Below are 21406 nucleotides of genomic sequence, written 5' to 3'. Positions count from 1 at the left end.
CAGTGGCTTTGGTCTATTGGCATATCGTCGGTATTCATGTTCCAGGCGGTAACGGCGTACCCCCGTCCACTTTGACGGGCCACCAAGGGACGTCCGGCCGCTTCCCCCGGACGCTGCTGGCCCACGGAACGGGCGGGGCTGCCTGCCCCACCCCACCGGGATCAACGCGTCAGGCCTCCTGTTCGTCGGCGTCGCCCTCGAGCTGGCGCAAGCGCCGGTACAGGCTGCGTTCGCTGATCCCCAGGGTTTGCGCCAGGGCACGACGATCACCGGGGTAGACCGCCGCCGCATGCCGCAGGTATTCGCGCTCGATCTCGTCCAGGGGGCGCAGGGACTGCGGGTGCAGCAAGGCATTCATCCGCCCGGGATCCTGGCCGCCCTGTTGGCTCGCGCCCTCCCGCACCCGGTCCGGCAGCTGGTCCGGGCGGATGGTCTCGCCATTGGCCAGCAATGCCGCCCGCTCGAGGATGTTGCGCAGCTCGCGCACATTCCCCGGGAATGAATAGCGCTTGAGAAGTTTCTGCGCCTCGGCATCGAGCCGGGGACGTACAGTCAGGTCCAGACGCTCGATCAACGCATCCACTAGCAGCGGTATGTCCTCGGCGCGCTGCCGCAGGGGCGGCACGTCGATCGGGAAAGTGTTGATGCGGTAGTACAGATCCTCGCGGAACTCGCCGGCCCGCACCATGGCCTCGAGGTCGCGGTGGGTCGCGCAGACCAGACGGAAGTCCGCCCCCCGCGACTCCACACCCCCGACTCGGCGATAGGCATGGGTTTCCAGCAGGCGCAGCAGCTTGACCTGCTGGCTTAGCGGGATGTCGCCCACCTCGTCGAGGAACAGGGTCCCGCCCTCGGCGGCCTCCACCAAGCCCGCCTTGGCCGAGGTCGCCCCGGTGAATGCACCCTTTTCGTGGCCGAACAATTCGCTTTCGAACAGCGTTTCCGTCAGCCCGGAGCACTCCACCGGCACGAACGGGGACTGGCTCCTGGAGCTTTCCTCGTGGATCGCCCGGGCGATCAGTTCCTTGCCGGTGCCGGACTCGCCAAGCAGCAGGGCCGAGGCATTGCTCGGCGCCACCCGGCTGATCAGACCCAGCATGGCATTGAAGGCCTTCGATCGACCCACCAGGCCGCCGGCGCCCGCATGCGGAGTTGATACCGGCAGGTGATGGAGCCGCTCGACCAGATACAGGACCTCGCCACCCGCGCCCTGGATAGGCAACAACTCCACGTCCACGTGTTCGCGACCAGACTCGGTGTGATGCACGTGCAGGACGCGTTCGCGATGCCCACTGCTCAGGGCCGCCCGCAGCGGGCAGGATTCGCCAGCCTCGTCGCAAGGGCGCCGGAACCCGTGGGAGGCCTCGAAGCAGCTGCGGCCGGAACCATCGCGATCTGTTCCGTACACGTGCTGGTACGCCGCATTGGCAGCGAGGATGCGATAGTCCGGGGACAGCAGGATCGCCGGCTCCCGGAATAGCTCCAGCATCTGCCGCAGGGTCTCGACATGCGTGTCCTGCGGGTCCGGATCCTTCTTCGGGATGCTCGTCACGTCGCCTCGCACAAGGGGGTACTGGACTGCGTATCCGACGGTCGAAACGGCACCGTCGCGCTGCCCAATAGACACGTTCAGTCGAGTGATGTTCAACGGCATGGGTTCACCCCCGTACGTTGCCCGCAACTCGAAGACCCGCCGCGACCGCTGCACCGCGACCCCGGCGATCCGGGGAGATCCGCCGATCGCTCGCCGTGCACCCCGCTAGCCCCACGAACACCAACCTCGAACGGGGCCCCGGCCAAGCCGCCGGGGCCCCGTTCGGCTTGGGGTCGGGCGCGTACTGGAAGCGACCTAGTGATAGCCGGTCTCCGGGGTCACCTTCCCGCGGAAGACCCAGTAGGTCCACGCGGTGTAGCCCAGGATGATCGGGATCACGAACAGCGCGCCTACCAGGGTGAACAGCTGGGCGTCCGGCGAGGAGGCCGCATCCCAGAACGTGTAGTCCGGCGGCACCACATACGGCCACTTGCTCACCAGCAGCCCCAGGTAGGTGGTGATGAACAGGGCGATAGTGGCCACGAAGGGGATCCCCTCGTGGCGGCGGCGAACCGCGCGGATCAGCACCCAGGAGGAGAGCAGCGCCAGGGCCGGCAACACCCAGAGGTACTGCCAGGTACCCATCCAGCGCTCCATCACCTTCGGATCAATGAACGGGGTAATGAAGCTCACTGCGCCGAACACCAGCAGCACGGCCGCCAGCATCCACGGTGCGACCCGATAGGCAAAGGCCTGGGTCTCGCCCTCGGTCTTGACGATCAGCCAGGTGGACCCCAGCAGGGCATAGCCCGCCAGCAGCCCGATCCCGGTGAGTACAGTGAAGGGCGTCAGCCAGTCGAGCGGACCGCCGGCGAAACTGAGGCCGTCCATCTCGAACCCCTGGATGTAGGCACCCACTACCGCGCCCTGGGCGAAGGCCGCCACCGCCGATCCGATCGCGAAGGCGGCATTCCACAACCCTTTGGAACGATGCGCCTTGAACCGGAATTCGAAGGCCACGCCGCGGAAGATCAACCCCGCCAGCATCAGGAAGACCCCGATATAGAGCGCCGGCAGGAACACCGAGTACACCAGCGGGAAGGCCGCCAGCAGCCCCGCCCCTCCAAGGATCAGCCAGGTCTCGTTGCCATCCCACACCGGGGCGACCGAGTTCATCATCACGTCGCGCGAGGTCTCCCCCGGGGCGAAGGGAAACAGGATCCCCACCCCGAGGTCGAACCCGTCCATCAGCACGTAGGCGATCAGGGCCACCGCGATGATGACGACCCAGATCAGCGTGATATCAAGCGTGGTTTCCATGACTTAGCTCCTTTCACCGCGGACCGCGGCGTCGTCGATCCAGGTGTCGGCGGCCGAGAGGGGCCGCTTGGCGTGCGCCGCTGCATGCGTGGCATCGGCCGGTTCCGGGCCCTGGTGCACGATGCGGAACAGGTAATAGACCCCGCCACTGAACACCGCCGCGTAGACCGCCACGTAGCCGATCAGGGTGAACAGCGCCATGCCGCCGGTGAGGGCCGGCGTGATGCCCTCGGCATGATTCATGACGCCGTACACCAGCCAGGGGGCGCGCCCCGTCTCGGTCACGAACCAGCCCGCGACCACCGCAATGAATGGCGCCGGGATCATCCACGACAGGCCCTTGAGGAAGCGCGGCGAGGAGTACATCCGGCGCCGGAAGCGTAGCCAGGCACCGACCAGGACGAACAGGATCATCACCATGCCAATCGAAATCATGATGCGGAACGACCAGAAGGTGATGCCCACCGGCGGACGTTCCTCCGCGGGGACCTCCAGCAGGCCCGGCACTTCACCGTCCAGATCGTGGGTCAGAATGAAGCTCGCCATCTTCGGGATACCGATCTCGAAGTGGTTTGTCTCGTTGGCCGAGTCCGGGATGGCAAACAGCAGCAGTGGTGCGCCGCGTTCGGTCTCCCACACGCCTTCCATCGCCGCCACCTTGGTCGGCTGGTGCTCGAAGGTATTGAGGCCGTGGATATCGCCGACCACCAGCTGGGCCGGGGCCGCGAACAGCAGCACCCACATCGTGGTGCCCAGGGCCTTGCGATTCATGACCACGTCGCGCTGGCGCAGCAGGTACCAGGCGGAGACCCCGGCGACCACGAAGCCCGCCGTCAGCAGCGAGGCCAGGCCCATATGGAAGAAGCGCGGCCAGAAGCTCGGGTTGAAGATGGCCGTGATCCAGGACGAGACGTGAAATACCCCGTCGTGCAGCTCGAAGCCGACCGGCGTCTGCATCCAGCTGTTGGCCACCAGGATCCAGAAGGACGAGATGAACGTGCCCAATGCCACCATTAGCGCCGCGAACAGGTGCACGCCCTGGGGGACCCTGTCGCGTCCGAACAGCAGGACGCCGAGGAAGGCCGCCTCCAGGAAGAACGCGGTCAGCACCTCGTAGGACAGCACGGGCCCGAGGAAATTGGCCGTGGCGTAGGAGAACGCGCTCCAGTTGGTACCGAACTGGAACGACATGACCAGTCCGGAGACCACGCCCATACCGAAGACCACCGCGAAGATCTTGATCCAGAACTTCGAGATCTGGGTATAGATCGCCTCGCCGGTCTTCCAGGCGCGGAACTCAAGAAACGCGATAAACGAAGCCAGCCCGATCGTGAAGACCGGAAAGATCGCGTGAAACGAAACCACGAACGCGAACTGAATTCGCGATAGCAGTATGGGGTCGAGCTCCATGGCCTTTCCTCCGTAGTCAAGGGCACGCCGAAATGACGTATCGATGAACCTCCTAACAAGTACCGTGCCAGCCTGGGCGTCCGGACGGCTGCCGCCGCCTGGACGCCAGAAACCGGCGTTTTCCCGGTCGCCGGGCGCGGGCTCCAGCCGGTGTTTGGCTGCCATTTTCGTCAGTTACGTGTCGCGCGACTGTCATTAATGGCAGTCTGGTCCCGCCAATATCGGCACACAAGGCCCGCTGGAACGGCCTGCCGGTGTTGGCATGCAACTTGTAAGCAATCCGTCACACGAACCGCTTGAAGGCGGCGTGACCATCACAACTAGCCCGCCCGGTCTCGGCGCGGCAGACGGATACGCGGAGAGAGCAATGCACCAGCCCGAAGACCCGAAGCAACCAGCGATTGAAAAAGCCATGGCCCGCCAGGCCGACGAGGCGCTGCGCGGGCTGTCCCGGCGCGATTTCCTGAAGATTGCCGGTGCCGCCGGCCTGGTGTCGGCGACCGGCGTGCACGCCGCTCCGGCCCGCGCGGCCGTTTCCAGCCAGGCCCGCATCGTGGTGCTGGGCGGGGGTGCCGCAGGCATGACCATGGCCGCCCGCTTGCGCGACCTGCTGGACGGGGCGCGGATCACCATTGTCGAACCGAGCGAGATCCACCATTACCAGCCGGGCTGGACCCTGGTGGCCGCCGGTGTCTATTCGGTCGGCGAGGTACAGCGCCGCAATGAACGTTACATCCCGCGTGGCGTGGACTGGGTCCGCTCCGCGGTGGCAGCCATCGACCCCGAGGCGCAACGCGTCGAGACCACCGGCGGTGACCGGCTCGACTACGACTTCCTGGTGGTCGCCACCGGTCTGCACCTGGACTACGAGGCGATCGAGGGGCTGCGCCGCGAGGATATCGGCCGCCCCGGCCTGACCAGCCTGTACGCCAGCGCCGAGGCCGCGCGTGACGCCTACGAACAGATCCATACCTTTGGCGAAAACGGCGGAGTGGCGCGCTTCACCATTCCCAACACCCCGATCAAGTGTGCCGGTGCGCCGATCAAGGCGACCTTCATCGCTGACGATCTGCTGCGCACCGCCGGACGGCGCTCCGGGGCCGATTTCCACTATCACAGCGCCTCCGAGACGCTGTTCAGCGTGCAACGCTTCGACCACATGGTGCGCGACCTTTACGCCGAGCGCAGCGTGGCCGTGAACGACGGCGGCGCCCTGGTGGCGGTGGATATCGATGCCCGCCAGGCCCAGTTCCAGACCCGCGACGGCGGCCGCGAGACCGTGGACTACGACTACCTCCACGTGACCCCGCCGATGCGCGCGCACGACTTCGTTCGCGAGGCGGGGCTGGCGGTGGCGGACGGGCCCCTGTCGGACGGCGGCTGGCTGGCGGTGGATGACCGCACCCTGCAGCACGTGGAGTACCCGAACATCTTCGGTGCCGGGGATGTGGTCTCGACCGCGATCGGCAAGACCGCCTCGACCGTGCGCTCGCATGGTGCGGTGATGCCGGACAATCTGGTGGACGTACTCCAGGATCGCGAGCCCGCACGGCGGTTCGACGGCTACACCTCCTGCCCGCTGATCACCGAGGTGGGCAAGGCGGCCCTGGTCGAGTTCGATTACAGCCTCGAGGAGGTCCCGACCTTCACCTTCCTCGATCAGGGCGCCCCGAGCTGGATGTGGTGGCGCCTGAAGGTCCACATGATCAAGCCGCTGTACTTCAACATGCTGCGCGGGCGCTACCTGCGCTAGTCGATGACGGAACCGGCCACAACAGACACGCATGCGACGGGCGAACGCGCCTCGCCGGGGCAATGGCTGCACACACGCCAGCAGCCGCACCGCCGCTGGCTGGTCCTCAGCGCCGCCAGCACGCTGGTGGCGACACTGGCCACCATTGCCCTGGCAGGGCTCGTGGCCTGGGCGGTCCACGGCACCCTGTTCGCCGCCGACGCCCCGTACCTGCCGGGGATCCTGCTCGGGGGTCTCGTGTTGCTCGCACTGCGGTATTCCGCTCAGGCCCTGCGAGATCTGGCCGGTCACCGCCTCGCCTTTGCGGTGAAGCAGCAGCTGCGCGCCGACCTCCTGCGCCAGGCCCGCCACACGGGACCGACACGGCTGGCCGGGCAGACCACCGCGGGCGCCTGGGCGGAACAGTTCCAGACACGAGTGGATGACCTGACCGGCTATTACGCACGCTATCTTCCGGCCCGCCAGGCGGTCATCCTGACGCCGCTGGCCATCCTGGTCGCGGCGCTCTGGCTGGACTGGCTCGCCGCCTTGCTGTTGCTGCTCGCCGCCCCCCTGATCCCGGCCTTCATGGCGATCGTCGGCATGGGCGCGGAACAGATCCATCGGCGCCAGCAGGAGGAGGAGAACCGGCTGGCGGGGCACTTTCTCGACCGCATCCGCACCCTGGACTGGCTGCGCCGCGCGCGCGCCATCGCAGCCACCGAGGCCGAGGTCGTCGAACGCAGTCACCAGCAACGGCGGCTGACCATGCGCACCCTGCGGGTCGCGTTCCTGTCCTCGGCGATCATGGAGTTCTTCAGCGCCGTCGCGATCGGCATGGTTGCGATCTACATTGGCTTCGCCCTGTTCGGTGCCATCGACTACGGGCCGGCCGGCGACATCACCCTGTTCACCGGCCTGTTCATCCTGCTGCTGGCGCCGGAGTACTTCCTGCCGCTACGCCAGTTCGCCCAGAGCTACCATGACCGCGCCGGCGCGCTGGCCGCCGCGCAGACACTCGCCCCCGCCCTTGCGTCGCCCTCCGACCCCATGGACCCCGCAGAGGCCTCCGCGCCCGCCGACGAGGACGCGGCGGCCCCCTGGCTGCAACTCGAGGGGGTCACGGTGCACTACCCGGGTCAGCGCACGCCGGCACTGGCGGATCTCGACCTCGCAGTCCACGCCGGGGCCCATCTTGCGCTAACGGGGCCCAGTGGCAGCGGTAAGTCCACCCTGCTCGCGGTGTGTGCCGGCTTTCTGCCGCCCGCCACGGGTACGATCCGGCGCCATCCGATGGCCCGCCATTTCGCCTGGATCGACCAGGACGCCCATCTGTTCCACGGCAGCCTGCGGGAAAACCTGCAGCTCGCCCGCCGCGACACGATCCCGGATGCGGAGATGGCCAGCGCCCTGCAACAGGCCGGCCTGCCGCTCGAGGCACCCGAGCTTCCCGATGGCCTGGATACCGCCATCGGCGAGGCCCAGCACGGGCTCTCCGGCGGTCAGGCCCAGCGTGTTGCCGTAGCGCGCGCCCTGCTCTCCGGCCACCGTCTCTGGCTGTTAGACGAACCCACCAGCGCGCTGGACCCGGACACCGAACAGGCCCTGCTCGACACGCTGTTTCAGCTGGCCGATGTTCGCGGCCTGACGCTGGTCATCGCGAGCCATCATGCCGCCATCCACCAGCGCTGCCCCCAACGCCTGGAACTGGCGCCGGCCACGCCGGAGGCTCACCATGCATAACGAAACCCGCGCGGGGCTGGCCTTTCTTCACCGCGTGTTCCGACAGCGCCAGGGCTGGTACTGGGGCGCCTGGGGCCTGCTGGCGCTGACCTGGATCGCCGGGATAGCCCTGCTGGCATTGTCCGGCTGGTTCATCACTGCGACCGCCCTGGCGGGCGCGGGCCTGCTGGCCACCCTGGACCTTTACGTGCCGTCCGGCGGCATCCGCACCGCCGCGATCAGTCGCACCCTGGCGCGCTACTTCGAACGCCTGGTCAGCCACGAGGCGGTGCTGCGCAGCCTGGCCGACCTGCGCGGCCGCAGCTTTCGCGGCCTCGCGGCGTTGCCCATGGAACGCATTCGCGCCTACCGCAGTGGCGACCTGCAGACCCGCCTGACCGGGGACATCGACACCCTGGACGCGATGCCCCTGCGCGTCGCCGGGCCGATGATCGCGGCCGCGCTAAGCCTGACCACCACGCTGATCATCGCCCTTTGGCTGGCGCCATGGCCCGCAGCGGCGGTGCTCGCCGGCTCCGGTGTCGCAACCCTCGCGGTGTCCCTACTGCTCGCCCTTGCCGGGCAGCGGCGCAGCCACGCGCTGGTGCAGGCACGGGTCCGCGAACGCGTTGGGCTGTTCGATTACATCGGCGGCCTGGCCGAGCTTCTGGCCTACGACCGCGCCCGCGAACACGAGGCCAGCCTGCGCCGGGAAAACGCGGACTACGCCGGCCGGCAACGCGCTCAGGAGGCGTTTTCGGTCGCCTCCGAACAGATCGTCCAGGGCCTGGTCGGCGCCTCCGCCCTGTTGATGCTGGTACTCGCACTGGGCTGGTATCGGGACGGAATCCTCACCGCGCCCGTCGCCGTGTTGCTGCCGCTGATGACCCTGGGCCTGGGCGAGGTCCTGGGCAGCCTGCCCGGGGCGTGGTGGCGGGCCGGCGAGAGTCTGGAGGCGGCCGGGCGCGTCCAGCATCTGGAGACCACCGCCACCCAGGCCAGACCGCCCGCCGAGCTGCTGGACCCGCTCCCTCGCGACGCCGCCCTCGCGCTGCACGCACGCGGTCTGACCATCGGCTTTCGCCGCGAACGCCCGTTACTCGGCCCACTGGACATCGCCCCCGCGCGCGGCCGCCCCCTGGTGATCAGCGGGGCCAGCGGGCGCGGCAAGAGCACCCTGCTGGACACCCTGGCCGGTGAACTCCCGCCCCTGACCGGTACCGTCTCGCTGGGTGAGGCCAAGCTGAACGCGATCGCGACCGATGGCCGTTACCGCCACATCAGCTACCTGCCCCAGGGGCTGCAACTGCCGGATACGACCCTCCGCGCCATCCTCAACCCAAGCCAGACGGCGCTGAACGACGCCGCACTATGGGAAGCCCTGGAGCGGGTCGATCTCGCCGCGAGCGTGCGCGGCACCGACGAGGGCCTGGACTACCGCATCGGCGAAGGCGGCTCCTACCTCTCCGGAGGCCAGCGTCGCCGCCTCGCGCTGGCGGCCGTGGTCCTTCAGGATCGCCCCGTCGTCCTGCTCGACGAACCCTTTACCGGCCTCGACACGGCCACGCAACAAAGGGTGATCGAACGGCTCCAGCCCTGGCTTCAGGACCGTCAGTGCATCCTGGTCACCCATGCCCCGGAACAGCTGCCCGCAAGCTGGCCGCACCTCGACCTCGCCATGCCCCTGGCTCGGAACTGATGCCCCCCCGGGGCCTTGCAGACAAACGAAGCCCGGGAACCCAGCACAGGCTGCGGTGGCCGGACAAACGGGTTCTGATCAACAAGCAGGGTTAGGGGCCGGACGCCCGGGGCCAGACGTGCGAAAGGGGCCACTTGGGCCCCTTTGCAGGATTTGGCGGAGAGTGAGGATTACGCCCGGCTGCGCCGGTCGCCCTTCGGGCCGCCTTCGCTACGCTGCGGCGTTCCGGTGTCGCTACGCGCCACCGGTCGAACCATCGTTCTTATATCTCGGGTTCGAATCCCGCAAATCTCGGGGGCCAGACGTGCGAAAGGGGCCACTCGGGCCCCTTTGCAGGATTTGGCGGAGAGTGAGGGATTCGAACCCTCGATGGGCTTTTGACCCATACTCCCTTAGCAGGGGAGCGCCTTCGACCACTCGGCCAACTCTCCGGAAACGCGGCACAGGATAAGGCCTTGGGCCTTCAAATGAAAGGCCCGGAAGGCTGATCGCAGCCTCCGGGCCTTTCACCTTCCTTACGGGAGGTTCAGTCGTCGCGTGCGCCTGCGGCGACGCCCCCGGCCCCGGATTCACCACCGGAGCCCGCGTCGCCGCCATCTTCACCGCTGGCGAGGTTCGCTTCGCGCTGGATGCGCTGGAAGATCTCCTCCCGGTGGACCGCGACGTCCTGGGGTGCGTTGATGCCGATGCGGACCTGATTGCCCTTGACCCCGAGGACGGTGACGGACACATCCTCGCCAATCATGAGGGTCTCGCCCACACGTCGAGTCAGAATGAGCATGCTCTTCTCCGCAGTGCCTGTGTCGGACGGAGTCGGTCGTCCGGTAACCGTTTTACGGTCTGTCATCCTTAACCGTCCTCCTGTTGACCGGCGGGAGTCTGTTCGAGTTCAAACGCATCGTGCAATGCACGTACTGCAAGTTCGAGGTACTTCTCATCTACGACCACGGAGATCTTGATCTCCGAGGTCGAGATCATCCGGATGTTGATGGTTTCGCGCGACAGGGCCTCGAACATCTTGCTGGCGATGCCCGCATGCGAACGCATGCCGACCCCGACCACCGAGATCTTCACGATGTGCGTATCGCCGGAAACCTCGCGGGCGCTCAGCGCCTTCGCGGCCGCCTGCAGGATCTCCAGGGCCTTATCGTAGTCATTGCGATGGACGGTGAACGTGAAGTCGGTGGAGTTATCCGCCCCGACGTTCTGCACGATCATGTCCACCTCGATATTGGCGTCCGCGATCGGGCCAAGGATGCGATGCGCGACCCCCGGCTGATCGGGGACGCCCTGAACCGTCAGCTGGGCCTCGTTCTGATTGAACGCGATACCCGCAACCAGCGCCTGTTCCACTTGCGCATCCTCCTCCGTGGTAATCAGGGTTCCCGGGCCTTCCTCGAACGAGGACAGCACTCGTAAAGGGACGTTGTACTTGCCAGCAAATTCCACCGCGCGGATCTGCAGCACCTTGGAGCCCAGGCTGGCCATCTCCAGCATCTCCTCGAAGGTGATGCTCTGCAACCGGCGGGCATGCGGCACCAACCGCGGGTCGGTGGTGTAGACGCCGTCGACATCGGTGTAGATGCGGCACTCGTCGGCCTTCAGCGCCGCGGCCAGCGCCACCGCGGTGGTATCGGATCCGCCCCGGCCCAGGGTTGTGATCGCGCCGTCCTCGTCCACGCCCTGGAAGCCCGCCACGACCACCACGCGCCCGGCGTCGAGATCGCCGCGCACCCGGGCATCGTCGATGCTGCGGATGCGCGCCTTGTTGTGCGCGCTGTCGGTGCGGATCGTCACCTGCGCCCCGGTATAGGAACGCGCATCGCAGCCCCGCGCCTCCAGCGCCATCGACAGCAGCGCGATGGTGACCTGCTCCCCGGTGGAAAGCAGCACATCCAGTTCGCGACCGTCGGCGCGCGGGTTCAGTGCGTGCGCCAGGCCCAACAGGCGATCGGTCTCGCCGCTCATCGCGGAGACCACGATCACCAGCTGATGGCCTTCCTCGCGCAGCTTCAGCGCGCGTTCCGCCACCGCCTGGATGCGTTCGGGCGAGCCCACCGAGGTGCCGCCAAATTTGAGTACCAGCAACGCCATTTCAAGATTCCGTTCCGTGCCCGGCCCTTGCGACCGTCCGGACAGGGCGCACCCCATCCATTAGCGTTTACTTAAGAAGCGGGCATTAAACACTAACTAGCCGCCGCATTAAAGCCCGCCGCGCCGGCAAACCCCGCGCAGGGCCCCGTCATTGCAAGGCCCCGACGGGGCCCGGCAACCTCCATCCGAAACCACCGGATCCCGCCGAACCCTCCCGCACCGGGGCTACCCCCGGAGATCGCCACGGCGCTACGCGCCTCGCCATGACGGGGATCGGACGATACCGGGCGGTCAGGCGCGTTCGCGCACCCAGGCCTCCACCGACGCCAGGGCCGCGTCCAGCTTGTCTGGGCTCTGCCCGCCCGCCATCGCCATGTCCGGGCGGCCGCCGCCCTTGCCGTCGACCTGCGTAGCAACATGGCCCACCAGATCGCCGGCCTTGAACTGGCCGGTCTCGGCCTTGGTCACGCCGGCCACCAGGCTCACCTTGCCCTCGCCGGTCGCAGTCCCCAGCACCACCACCGCCTTGCCCAGCTTCTGCTTGAGCTGGTCGACCATGTCGCGCAGGGCCTTGGGCTCCACGCCCTCGACCTTGGCAGCCAGAACCTGGATGCCATCGACATCCTTGGCCTGGGAGCCGAGGTCGTCGCCGGCCTGGCTGGCCAGTTTGCCCTTGAGCTGGGTGACCTGCTTCTCCAGCTCGCGGGTACGTTCCTGCAGCTGGCCGACCTTGTCGGCCGCCTCACCGCGCCCGGCGCGCAGGCGATCGGCGATCGCATCCAGGTGGCCGATCTGCTCGTCCACCCAGCGCAGGGCGACCTCGCCGGCGACCGCCTCGATACGGCGGATGCCGGCGGCCACGCCGCCCTCGGCGGTGATGCGGAACAACCCGATGTCGCCAGTGCGGTGCACATGCGTGCCGCCGCACAGCTCCACCGAGGAGCCGATCTTCAGTACACGCACACGGTCACCGTACTTCTCGCCGAACAGCGCCACCGCACCGGACTCCATCGCGGACTCGATGTCCATGACATCCGTATCGGTAGCCTCGTTGGCCAGGATCTCCGCGTTCACCTGGGCCTCGATGGAGCGAAGCTGTTCGTCGGTCAGCGGCTCCATGTGAGTAAAGTCGAAGCGCAGCCGGTCCGGGTCCACCAGCGAGCCTTTCTGCTGCACGTGATCGCCCAGCTGATCGCGCAGGGCCTTGTGCAGCAGGTGGGTAGCCGAGTGGTGCCGGCGGATGTTCTCGCGGCGCGGGCCTTCTACCGCGCCCTGCAGCGTCTGCCCGCGCTCCAGTGTGCCGGCGCGTACCTGGCCCACGTGGATATGCGCCGCGCCCTGCTTGCGGGTGTCGGAGACCTGAAAGCGCACGCCGGAACCGCTGAGCGTCCCAACATCGCCCACCTGACCGCCGGACTCGCCATAGAACGGCGTACGGTCCAGGACCACCAGCCCCTCGGCGCCGACCTCCAGGCGATCGACGGCCTCGCCATTCTGGTACAGCGCGAGCACACGGCCCTCGTCGTCCACGGTCTCGTACCCGGAAAACTCGGTCGCGACATCGACCTGCGGCAGGCCGCCGTCGTCCATGGAAAAGTGGCTGGCCGCACGAGCCCGTGCACGCTGGCCGGCCATGGCGGACTCGAAGCCCTCCATGTCCAGCTCCAGCTCGCGCTCGCGCGCGATGTCGCCGGTCAGGTCCACCGGGAAGCCGTAGGTGTCGTAGAGCAGGAAGATGGTCTCGCCGGGGATCACCTTGCCCTCGAGATCACGCAGGTCCTCTTCCAGGATCTTCATGCCCTTGTCCAGGGTCTCCAGGAACTTGCGCTCTTCCTTCTCCAGGACCTTCTCGACCTGGGCCTGCGCCTCGGCCAGCTCCGGGAAGGCCTCGCCCATCACGCGCACCAGATCGCCCACCGTCTGATAGAGGAAGGCATCCTGGGCGCCGACCTTGAAGCCGTGGCGGGCGGCGCGGCGGATGATGCGGCGCAGCACGTAGCCACGCCCCTCGTTCGACGGCAGCACGCCGTCGGTGATCAGGAAGGCGATGGAGCGGATGTGGTCCGCGATCACGCGCAGCGAGGCGGAATCCTTCTCCGTCGCCCCGGTCACGCGCGCCGCGGCCGCGATCAGGTCCTGGAACAGGTCGATTTCGTAGTTCGAGTGCACGCCCTGCAGCACGGCGGCCAGACGTTCCAGGCCCATGCCGGTATCCACCGACGGACGCGGCAGCGGGTTCAGCGTGCCGTCCGCGTCGCGGTCGTACTGCATGAACACCAGGTTCCAGATCTCGATGTACCGATCGCCGTCCTCGTCCGGGGAACCGGGCGGGCCGCCTTCCACTTCCGGACCGTGGTCATAGAAGACCTCGGTACAGGGGCCGCAGGGGCCGGTCTCGCCCATCTGCCAGAAGTTGTCGGAACTGCCGTCAGGGGCGTCGCCGATGCGGATGATGCGCTCGGCCGGGACCTTGATCTCGTCGGCCCAGACCTTGTAGGCGTCTTCGTCGGTCTCGTAGACCGTGACCCACAACTTCTCCGGCGTCAGGCCGATGGTGTCGGTCAGGAACTGCCAGCAGTAGTGGATCGCGTCGCGCTTGAAGTAGTCGCCGAAGCTGAAGTTGCCCAGCATCTCGAAGAAGGTGTGGTGCCGGGCGGTGTAGCCGACGTTCTCGAGGTCGTTGTGCTTGCCGCCGGCGCGCACGCAGCGCTGGCTGGACACGGCCCGGGTGTACGGGCGCTTCTCGCGCCCGAGGAACACATCCTTGAACTGCACCATGCCCGCATTGGTAAACAGCAACGTGGGGTCGTTGCCGGGCACCAGCGGGCTGGAAGGCACGATGGCATGGCCATGGCCTTCAAAGAATTCGAGGAAACTCCGGCGAATGTCGGCGCTTTTCATGCGGTTCCGATAGCAATGGGGTCAAGCCCGGAATGCTATCACGCAAGCGCTCCACCCGCGTATTGCCGGGCCCATTTTCGGGCCATACCTTCGCGGGGACACCCGCCGGTTGAGGGGGGGGGGTTGCTCGGCCGCCGGAGCCGGTGGTCCCGTTGGGCGATTACTCGCTTCGCTCGCCCTTCGGGCCGGCCTGCGGCCGTTCAACGCTGCTTCGCCGCTTTTGTGCTTCGTCGCGATGCCACTCGCGATGACGGGGTAGAAGGCACGTCATTGCGAGGCGCCGCGGCAATCGTCCCGGAATTGCTTGAGATCCGACTCGCGTGGCTGCGTCAGGAGATTACTCGCTGCGCTCGCAATGGCGGGGTAAATAGAACGTCATTGCGAGCGCAGCGAAGCAATCGGTCAGGACTCGTCCTTCCAGGTGGCGAGGGCCTGGTGAGCGACACCGCCGGGGAAGCCGCGGCCCGCGAGGTGGCGAAGGTAGCGGGCCTCGTCCTCGCGGGTCTCGGGGGGATGGCGGAAGTGGCGTTCGAGCTGGCCACGGGCCTGGTCGATCCAGTCGATCTCCAGGGCGTCGATGGCGGCGTTGACGGTGTCGTTGCCGATGCCGTTGTGGGCAAGTTCGGCGCGGATGCGCTGTTCGCCGTAACCCTGCTCGGTGCGGTGGCGGGCCATGAAGTCCGCGTAACGGGTATCGCTCAGGTAGTCGAGCTGGCGCGCGCGTTCCAGCGCGGCGTCCACCGCATCCCGTTCGAAGCCGCGCTCACCGAGCTTGCGGGCAAGCTCCCGGCCGGAGTGTTCGCGCCGAATCAGCAACCGCAGGCCCGCCTCAAGCGCCGCCTCGGGGTCGGCCGGGTCAGCCTTGCTCCTCGACCGGGGCATCGACCGGCACGTCCTCTGCCGTGGCCTTTTTGCGCTTGGGCAGCAGGCGTTCGCGCAGGATTTTTTCGACTTCCTCGGAGATGTGCGGATTGTCTTTCAGGTATTGCCGGGCGTTTTCCTTGCCCTGGCCGATGCGCTCGCCGTTGTAGCTGTACCAGGCGCCGGCCTTGTCAATCAGGCCTTCCTTCACGCCCATCTCGATGATCTCGCCGACGCGGGAGATCCCCTCGCCGTAGAGGATCTCGAAATACGCCTCCCGGAACGGGGGTGCCATCTTGTTCTTCACCACCTTCACGCGGGTCTCGTTGCCGATAACCTCGTCGCCCTTCTTGATCGCGCCGATGCGGCGGATGTCCATGCGCACCGAGGCGTAGAACTTGAGGGCGTTGCCGCCGGTGGTGGTCTCGGGGCTGCCGAACATCACGCCGATCTTCATGCGGATCTGGTTGATGAAGATAACCAGCGTGTTGGAGCGCTTGATGTTGGCGGTCAGCTTGCGCAGGGCCTGCGACATCAGGCGCGCCTGCAGGCCAACGTGGGAGTCGCCCATCTCGCCCTCGATCTCGGCCTTGGGCGTGAGCGCGGCCACGGAGTCGACGACCACGACGTCGATCGCGCCGGAACGCACCAGCATGTCGGAGATCTCCAGGGCCTGCTCGCCGGTATCCGGCTGCGAGACCAGCAGGTCGTCCACGTTCACGCCCAGCTTCTCGGCGTAGGTCGGGTCCAGTGCGTGTTCGGCGTCGACAAACGCGGCAGTACCGCCGGCCTTTTGCGCCTCGGCGATCACCTGCAGGGTCAGGGTCGTCTTGCCCGAGGACTCCGGCCCGTAGATCTCGACCACGCGCCCGCGCGGCACACCGCCGATGCCGAGCGCGATATCCAGTGCCAGGGAGCCCGTGGAGATCGCGGGGATGTCCACCGCCTCCTGATCGCCCATGCGCATGACCGCGCCCTTGCCGAATTGGCGTTCGATCTGCCCAAGTGCGGCGGTCAGGGCCTTCTTGCGATTGTCGTCCACGGTATGCCTCCCGATACTTGCTGCGATGGTTTCCGACCCGTTGCCCAAGACGGGGCGGATACGGGGCCGCAGTATCCCACAGGGCGGGGAGTGACCCAACCCGTGATCGTGCAGGGACAAAGGACTTGCAAAAAACACACGCCGCCCCGCTTAAGGAGACGCTGATTTAATCGCACGCTCGCGTTGGTGCCCCCTGTTTCCCGAGACCAGGCGCGTCGTGCAGCGGGTAGTGGTTCTACCCGCAAGCGGCGCAACGCAGGATCGGGCCATTCTCATTGAAATGGGGGGGGGCACCAACCCGACAAGTGATTGAAAGAGCGGGCTCGGCCGCCCGTTGTTGACGAAAACGGGCGCGCGCACGGCGTTGCGGCTCCCTTGTGCAGAATGACTGCACGGCAGTCGCCGCGCCTTGTTCGCACGCAAAAGCGACTCGAGCGCGAGCGCGCGATTAAATCAGCGTCTCCTTAAAGCGCGCGGCACTGGAGGCAAGCAGCCTGGCCGGGAGGCGGGACGCTTGGGTTTGCCCGGGTCACCGCCCCGGGCCGACGAACCGGGCACCCGTCACCGATCGGTGGGGTCCCCGGGTTCGTCGCGACCCACCGAAGGGGACGCGGAGCTGCGCCGTCGCGTTCCGTCGTCGTGCAGACGGACGTCCATCTGCGGAAAGGCGATCTTGATACCCAGTTCACGGAAGCGCTTGATGATTGCGGTGTGGAGTTCACTCAGTGTGACCAGCCGGTCCGCCATCTGACAGACGAACACCCGGAGTTCGAAATTCAGCGCGGTGTCCCCGAATCGGAGGAAATACACCACCGATTCGGGATCCTCCAGGACGTGCGGGTCGTCGTGGGCAACCTCCAGGAGGGTCTCCCGGACGAGATCGACATCGGACTCATAGCTCACCCCCACGGGGATCACCAGCCGCGTGGTCGTGTCGCTCAGGGTCCAGTTGATCAGGTGGTCCGAGATGAACATCTTGTTGGGAACCACGATCTCCCGGTTATCCCAGTCGACGATCGTGGTAGCCCGGCCCCGGATCTTCGATACCGTCCCGCTGTATTCGCCGACGGTGATGGTATCGCCCACCCGGACCGGGCGCTCCAGCAGCACGATCAGGCCGGCAACGAAGTTGGCCACGACCTCCTGCAGCCCGAAACCCAGACCGATGGTCAGCGCCGCCACCAGCCACTGGATTTCGCTCCAGCGCAGGCCCAGGAGCGAAAACACGACGATGACCGCCACCACGGCCAGGAAGTAGCGCAAGAGCATGGTGAACGTGTAGCGCCCGGGCGCATCCATCTTCGTGCTGCGCGAAAGGAGGATCTCCACCAGCCCCGGCAAGTTGCGCGCGGACAACAGAAACAGCACCCCCAGAAACGCGGCCAGCAACAGATCCTGGAGGGACACGCTGGTGAGGATTTCGCTCTCGCCGATCTCGATCGTGCGCGACCACAGCGTGATCCCGTCCAGCCAGGCCAGGGCCGGCAGGATGTCCGCCCACACCCACAACAGCCCCACCACCATGCCGCCCAGCGCCGCCACCCGCAGCAGGGTGCGGCTTTGCAGGTTCACATCCTCCATGCTCAGCCGCGGTTCGGGGGCATCCAGCCCGGCCTCGCCGCCGCTGCCGCCCTCGGTGACCGCTTCCAGCTCGCGCCGTTCACGGACCCGGAGCAGCGCCAGCCGCATCTCGCCCAGGACCAGCCACCGGGCCGCCAGGCTGTAGCCAAGACCGACGACAATCAGTACCAGGACCGTCCCGACCAGGTGCCGCAGAAGCTCGGCCACGGTGTACAGATAACCGGCCAGGGTGAGGGTGACCAGACCCACCACCGCCAGGATCAGGATCCCCCGCAGCAGCAGCAGCCGGCGGCCGCGATCATCCAGCGTGCCGTCTCCCGAGGCGTCCGGGACCGGAACCAGTAGCAGCCAGGCCACCAGACCAAAGTTCAGAATGACCGCCAGGAGTGCCAGACGGCCATAAAGGTCGAACACCGCGTCGCTCGGGTGCCCGAAGGTCAGTGCCACGAACAGGAACAGCAGGGTCTGCACCGGCAGAAACCAGTGCAGATGACGATAAAGGCGAGTCAGCCATGGCTCGGGCCAGCCGAAATGCGCGGCCCCGACCCCATGGCGGCTGATAAAGAGAAGCAGGAGATGCCCCGCCAGCCACCACACCGAAACCGTGACCAGCGCCAGGGACAGCACCTCCACCGCAAAGCCCGGGTCCGGGACCGCATGCAGCTGGAATGCGAGAGACAACAGCAGAAATGGGACGGGCAGGACACGCAGCAGACTCCACCCCAGGGCCCTGACGGTGATCCCGAGACTGTCCGTGTAGCGGTGACGGGTCAGTTCGGCGAGGCGCTCCAGGTGACGGTGGATATTGCGCCCGGCAAAATAGAGCAGTCCCGCCACCAGCAGCATGAAGCCGATGAACCATGGCCGGTGCAACGTCTCGCGCAGGAATGTCTCCTGCAGCTCCGCCCAGGCCTCGGGGTCAAGCAGGGCAAGGGTCGCGGCCGGCACCCGCTCGATCCACGCGACCCCGACCGGGGAATGACTCGGCCACCAGAGCAGCGCTTCTCGCAGGATACGGTCGAGTTCCGCCACCAGCTCGACGACCGCCCGCAGACGCAGGTCGGCCTGGCGCAGCTGTTCGGTCCGCGCCTCCTCGGACTGCAGCTCCGCATTCAGTGTCTGGCGGCGAAGCTCGCGCAAGGCGGCACGTGCTGGGGGTTCCCACTCCGCCACCGGGTCCGCCGGCAGCGCAGCCAGACGCTCGCGCAGACTGATGGTCCGCAACTGCGACTGCGCCAGTTCTCGCTCCAGATCACGCAGTTGGAAGCGGACCTGGTCAAGATCGTGCAGGCGTCGCTGCTCCTCCAGGAAAACCCCGCCCAACGCCTCGGTCAGGCCACTGATCTCCAGGCGCTCGTGGACATGGGACAGGGATTGCGCCAGTTCCCGTTCAACCCGGACCAGCCGATCACGCTCATGCTGCAGGGTGCGGGTCTGTGCCCGGGCCTCCGCAATGCGGTCGAAGGCCGCATGCAGTTCCTCGATTTCTTCCTCATAGTGCCGCCGTGCTTCCGGCTGACGCTCCAGCAGGGTCCGCAACTCCGAACGCAGTTCCTGCAATTCCTCGCTGGACAGCTCGGTCAACCGGACCTCCAGCCGACTCTGCAGGACGCGCTGCCACCGCTCCTCCAGCTCCAGGCCGCGGATCAGCAGGCCCAGCGCCTGCATGCGCGGCGGCAGCGAATCGGCATCCAGCTGCGCCGCAACCAGGCGGGCATCCGCCTGGCGCCCCCGGGCCTCTTGCACGGCCGCGTGCGCTTCCGTCCATTCGACCTCCTCGGGCAGCGGCTGTGGCCCGTCCTCCAGCTCCTGACGCTCCCGGCGCAGTTGCTCCAGGGTCTCCGCCTGAACCTCTGCCTGCTCTTCCAGTTGCGCGTGCCGGATGCGCTGGTCATCGAGCTCCGCTTCCAGTCGCTCGCGGTCGCGCGCCACCCGTTCCAGTGCATCCTCGAGCCGGCGGATCGAGACCTCCTCGCCCAGCCCGGGCGGGAATGCCCCGATCCCGTCCAGGCCCTGTTCCAACTCGCCCAGGCGTTCCGGCACCTCCCGGGCGGTGGTCGCACGGTCCAGCGCTCCGCGCACCCGCTCGACACCCGCCTGCTCGTGCTCGCGGGCCTGGTCCCACAGCGCCCGTTCTGCGTCCGCCCGCTCCTCGTCGCCGCTGCGCGCCTCAAGCTCATCCAGCGGACTGGCCTCCAGCCACTCCTCCGCCGGCTGCGTGTCCACTGCCCCCAGCAACCTGGGCAGGCGCTCACGGAAAGCGGCCAGGTCGACCTCCAGGGCCGTCACTTCCGCCGGGCTTACCATCACCGGCGAGGATGGCTCCGAATCCTCGTCTGCCCCAGCCAGCGGACCGGCCACCAGCCACGGCAGCAGGGCGATCCCAAGGAACGCGAGCCGCCACGTCCGGCGGCACTTGTTGCACCCGTCGTTCCTTCTCATGGTCTACCTGTCCGCGAACCCGCCCGCCGTCGACTTGCGATCCCGCCCCGCACGGCATACTCCGCGCGGTCCGGGGCATACGACCTTCGTATGCACAACATATACCGTATACCGCATAGCTCCGGTTCGCCTGCCCGGTTCTGTGACTCCGTTAATCCCGTCGCTTTATCCCGGAGCTCTATCCCGGAACGCCACCCCGGCGGCCGTCCAACCCTGACGCCGCGGAACGGACGCTGGCGCACACCCGCGGAATCGCCCCCCGCCCCGAACGCGGCCCACACAGTCGCGGCCCCGCACACGTTCCAGCGCGGGGTTCAGGGCGAAATTCGGGGTCTGTGAGCCAGTTGGCTTACGGGGGCCAAAGGGGACGAATAGCGTTTCCCGCGAGCACCTCCTCCCCTGTGTCCTCGACGCCCCGTGCCTCCAGAGGCCGGGGCGTTTTCATGGGAGGGGCACGCGCGCCCACGAGATTCCAGGCGCGGCCGTCGACTCGAGGTTCCCGGGCCGGCATGGCCCCGTGGACAACCTATAGAGAGATCACACCTAGTGCCCCAGCAGTTCGCTCAGGGCATGCAGCATGGACTGCAGGCGGACCTCGTGGCGTTCGCCATCGAAATGGCAGGTCTCGACACGGGCATCCTGGCCTCGCTGTTGCCAGCCGAAGCAGACCGTGCCGACCGGCTTGGCATCGGTCCCGCCGCCGGGCCCGGCGATTCCTGTGACCGAGAGCGCGTGATCCGCACCGCTGCGGGCCAGCCCGCCCTCGACCATCGCGCGAGCCACCGCCTCGCTGACGGCGCCGTGTTCCTCGATCAGTTCGGCCGGGACACCGACCATCCCGGTCTTGGCGGCGTTGGAGTACGCCACCCAGCCGCATTCAAACCACTGCGAGCTACCCGGGATATCCGTCATCGCCTGGGCGATGCCGCCGCCGGTGCAGGATTCCACGGTGCACAGACGTTCGCCCTTCGCCATCAGACGTTCGCCCAGGTCATAAACCAGGGCCGACAGGCTGGGGGTGTCGGACTCGCGCAGCGTCAGGAGGGTGGTGCTCGATTCTGCCGTCAT

At 67.2% G+C, this 21406-nt stretch carries 13 protein-coding genes and 1 tRNA gene; 3 read left to right on the top strand and 11 right to left on the bottom strand.

Annotation, left to right across the window (positions count from 1 at the left end):
• Positions 1-169: 169 nt before the first annotated feature.
• The 3 genes from D578_RS0111170 to D578_RS0111160 all read right to left on the bottom strand — a co-directional run bounded on the left by D578_RS0111170 (position 170) and on the right by D578_RS0111160 (position 4264).
• Positions 170-1654, bottom strand: coding sequence for a sigma-54-dependent Fis family transcriptional regulator (locus D578_RS0111170; protein WP_018950027.1), 1485 nt, complete (start codon positions 1652-1654; stop codon positions 170-172).
• 195 nt (positions 1655-1849) lie between these two features.
• A complete protein-coding gene (cydB, locus tag D578_RS0111165; protein WP_018950026.1) occupies positions 1850-2854 on the bottom strand; it encodes a cytochrome d ubiquinol oxidase subunit II in 1005 nt (334 codons plus the stop codon).
• Positions 2855-2857: 3 nt separating this feature from the next.
• Positions 2858-4264: a cytochrome ubiquinol oxidase subunit I gene (locus tag D578_RS0111160; protein WP_018950025.1), complete on the bottom strand. Its 1407-nt coding sequence runs from the start codon at positions 4262-4264 to the stop codon at positions 2858-2860.
• 367 nt (positions 4265-4631) lie between these two features.
• Between D578_RS0111160 and D578_RS0111155 the strand changes: the two genes are divergently transcribed.
• The 3 genes from D578_RS0111155 to D578_RS0111145 are packed head-to-tail and all read left to right on the top strand — an operon-like array spanning position 4632 to position 9417.
• Positions 4632-6017, top strand: a complete 1386-nt coding sequence (locus D578_RS0111155; protein ID WP_026289308.1) for an NAD(P)/FAD-dependent oxidoreductase — start codon at positions 4632-4634, stop codon at positions 6015-6017.
• Positions 6018-6020: 3 nt separating this feature from the next.
• Complete coding sequence (gene cydD, locus D578_RS0111150) at positions 6021-7739, top strand: thiol reductant ABC exporter subunit CydD (protein WP_018950023.1); 1719 nt, start codon at positions 6021-6023, stop codon at positions 7737-7739.
• The gene (locus D578_RS0111145) at positions 7732-9417 is read left to right on the top strand and encodes an amino acid ABC transporter ATP-binding/permease protein (RefSeq protein WP_018950022.1); all 1686 of its coding nucleotides are present in this window, start codon (positions 7732-7734) and stop codon (positions 9415-9417) included. Before cydD ends, D578_RS0111145 begins: the two co-directional genes overlap by 8 nt.
• 340 nt (positions 9418-9757) lie before the next feature.
• Here the strand turns inward: D578_RS0111145 and D578_RS0111140 are convergent.
• From D578_RS0111140 to D578_RS0111105, 8 genes are all read right to left on the bottom strand, one after another.
• Positions 9758-9848: transfer RNA gene (locus D578_RS0111140), tRNA-Ser, on the bottom strand.
• A gap of 95 nt (positions 9849-9943) precedes the next feature.
• Entirely contained in the window at positions 9944-10198 is a 255-nt protein-coding gene (gene csrA, locus D578_RS0111135) for a carbon storage regulator CsrA (protein ID WP_018950021.1), read from the bottom strand.
• Between the two features lie 68 nt (positions 10199-10266).
• Positions 10267-11511: an aspartate kinase gene (locus tag D578_RS0111130; protein WP_018950020.1), complete on the bottom strand. Its 1245-nt coding sequence runs from the start codon at positions 11509-11511 to the stop codon at positions 10267-10269.
• A gap of 291 nt (positions 11512-11802) precedes the next feature.
• Positions 11803-14412 carry an alanine--tRNA ligase gene (gene alaS, locus D578_RS0111125; RefSeq protein ID WP_018950019.1) on the bottom strand — a complete coding sequence of 870 codons (2610 nt, stop codon included), beginning with the start codon at positions 14410-14412 and terminating at the stop codon, positions 11803-11805.
• Positions 14413-14814: 402 nt separating this feature from the next.
• A complete protein-coding gene (locus D578_RS0111120) occupies positions 14815-15294 on the bottom strand; it encodes a regulatory protein RecX (protein ID WP_018950018.1) in 480 nt (159 codons plus the stop codon).
• Complete coding sequence (recA, locus tag D578_RS0111115; protein ID WP_018950017.1) at positions 15269-16315, bottom strand: recombinase RecA; 1047 nt, start codon at positions 16313-16315, stop codon at positions 15269-15271. Before recA ends, D578_RS0111120 begins: the two co-directional genes overlap by 26 nt.
• Positions 16316-16876: 561 nt before the next feature.
• On the bottom strand, positions 16877-20203 hold the full coding sequence (locus D578_RS0111110) for a mechanosensitive ion channel domain-containing protein (RefSeq protein WP_018950016.1): 3327 nt from the start codon (positions 20201-20203) through the stop codon (positions 16877-16879).
• A 678-nt stretch (positions 20204-20881) separates the two neighbouring features.
• The gene (locus tag D578_RS0111105; protein ID WP_018950015.1) at positions 20882-21406 is read right to left on the bottom strand and encodes a CinA family protein; all 525 of its coding nucleotides are present in this window, start codon (positions 21404-21406) and stop codon (positions 20882-20884) included.

Source organism: Thioalkalivibrio sp. ALMg11 (assembly GCF_000377905.1).
GTDB lineage: Bacteria > Pseudomonadota > Gammaproteobacteria > Ectothiorhodospirales > Ectothiorhodospiraceae > Thioalkalivibrio.
The sequence above is the reverse complement of the archived record's forward strand: the minus strand, read 5'-3'. Positions and strand labels throughout refer to the sequence as shown.

Bases quoted from the DNA above. Each gene is read 5' to 3' on its own strand.
- D578_RS0111170 (WP_018950027.1), bottom strand. From the start codon at position 1,654: ATGCCGTTGAACATCACTCGACTGAACGTGTCTATTGGGCAGCGCGAC.
- cydB (WP_018950026.1), bottom strand. From the start codon at position 2,854: ATGGAAACCACGCTTGATATCACGCTGATCTGGGTCGTCATCATCGCG.
- D578_RS0111160 (WP_018950025.1), bottom strand. From the start codon at position 4,264: ATGGAGCTCGACCCCATACTGCTATCGCGAATTCAGTTCGCGTTCGTG.
- D578_RS0111155 (WP_026289308.1), top strand. From the start codon at position 4,632: ATGCACCAGCCCGAAGACCCGAAGCAACCAGCGATTGAAAAAGCCATG.
- cydD (WP_018950023.1), top strand. From the start codon at position 6,021: ATGACGGAACCGGCCACAACAGACACGCATGCGACGGGCGAACGCGCC.
- D578_RS0111145 (WP_018950022.1), top strand. From the start codon at position 7,732: ATGCATAACGAAACCCGCGCGGGGCTGGCCTTTCTTCACCGCGTGTTC.
- csrA (WP_018950021.1), bottom strand. From the start codon at position 10,198: ATGCTCATTCTGACTCGACGTGTGGGCGAGACCCTCATGATTGGCGAG.
- D578_RS0111130 (WP_018950020.1), bottom strand. From the start codon at position 11,511: ATGGCGTTGCTGGTACTCAAATTTGGCGGCACCTCGGTGGGCTCGCCC.
- alaS (WP_018950019.1), bottom strand. From the start codon at position 14,412: ATGAAAAGCGCCGACATTCGCCGGAGTTTCCTCGAATTCTTTGAAGGC.
- D578_RS0111120 (WP_018950018.1), bottom strand. From the start codon at position 15,294: ATGCCCCGGTCGAGGAGCAAGGCTGACCCGGCCGACCCCGAGGCGGCG.
- D578_RS0111110 (WP_018950016.1), bottom strand. From the start codon at position 20,203: ATGGTAAGCCCGGCGGAAGTGACGGCCCTGGAGGTCGACCTGGCCGCT.
- D578_RS0111105 (WP_018950015.1), bottom strand. From the start codon at position 21,406: ATGACGGCAGAATCGAGCACCACCCTCCTGACGCTGCGCGAGTCCGAC.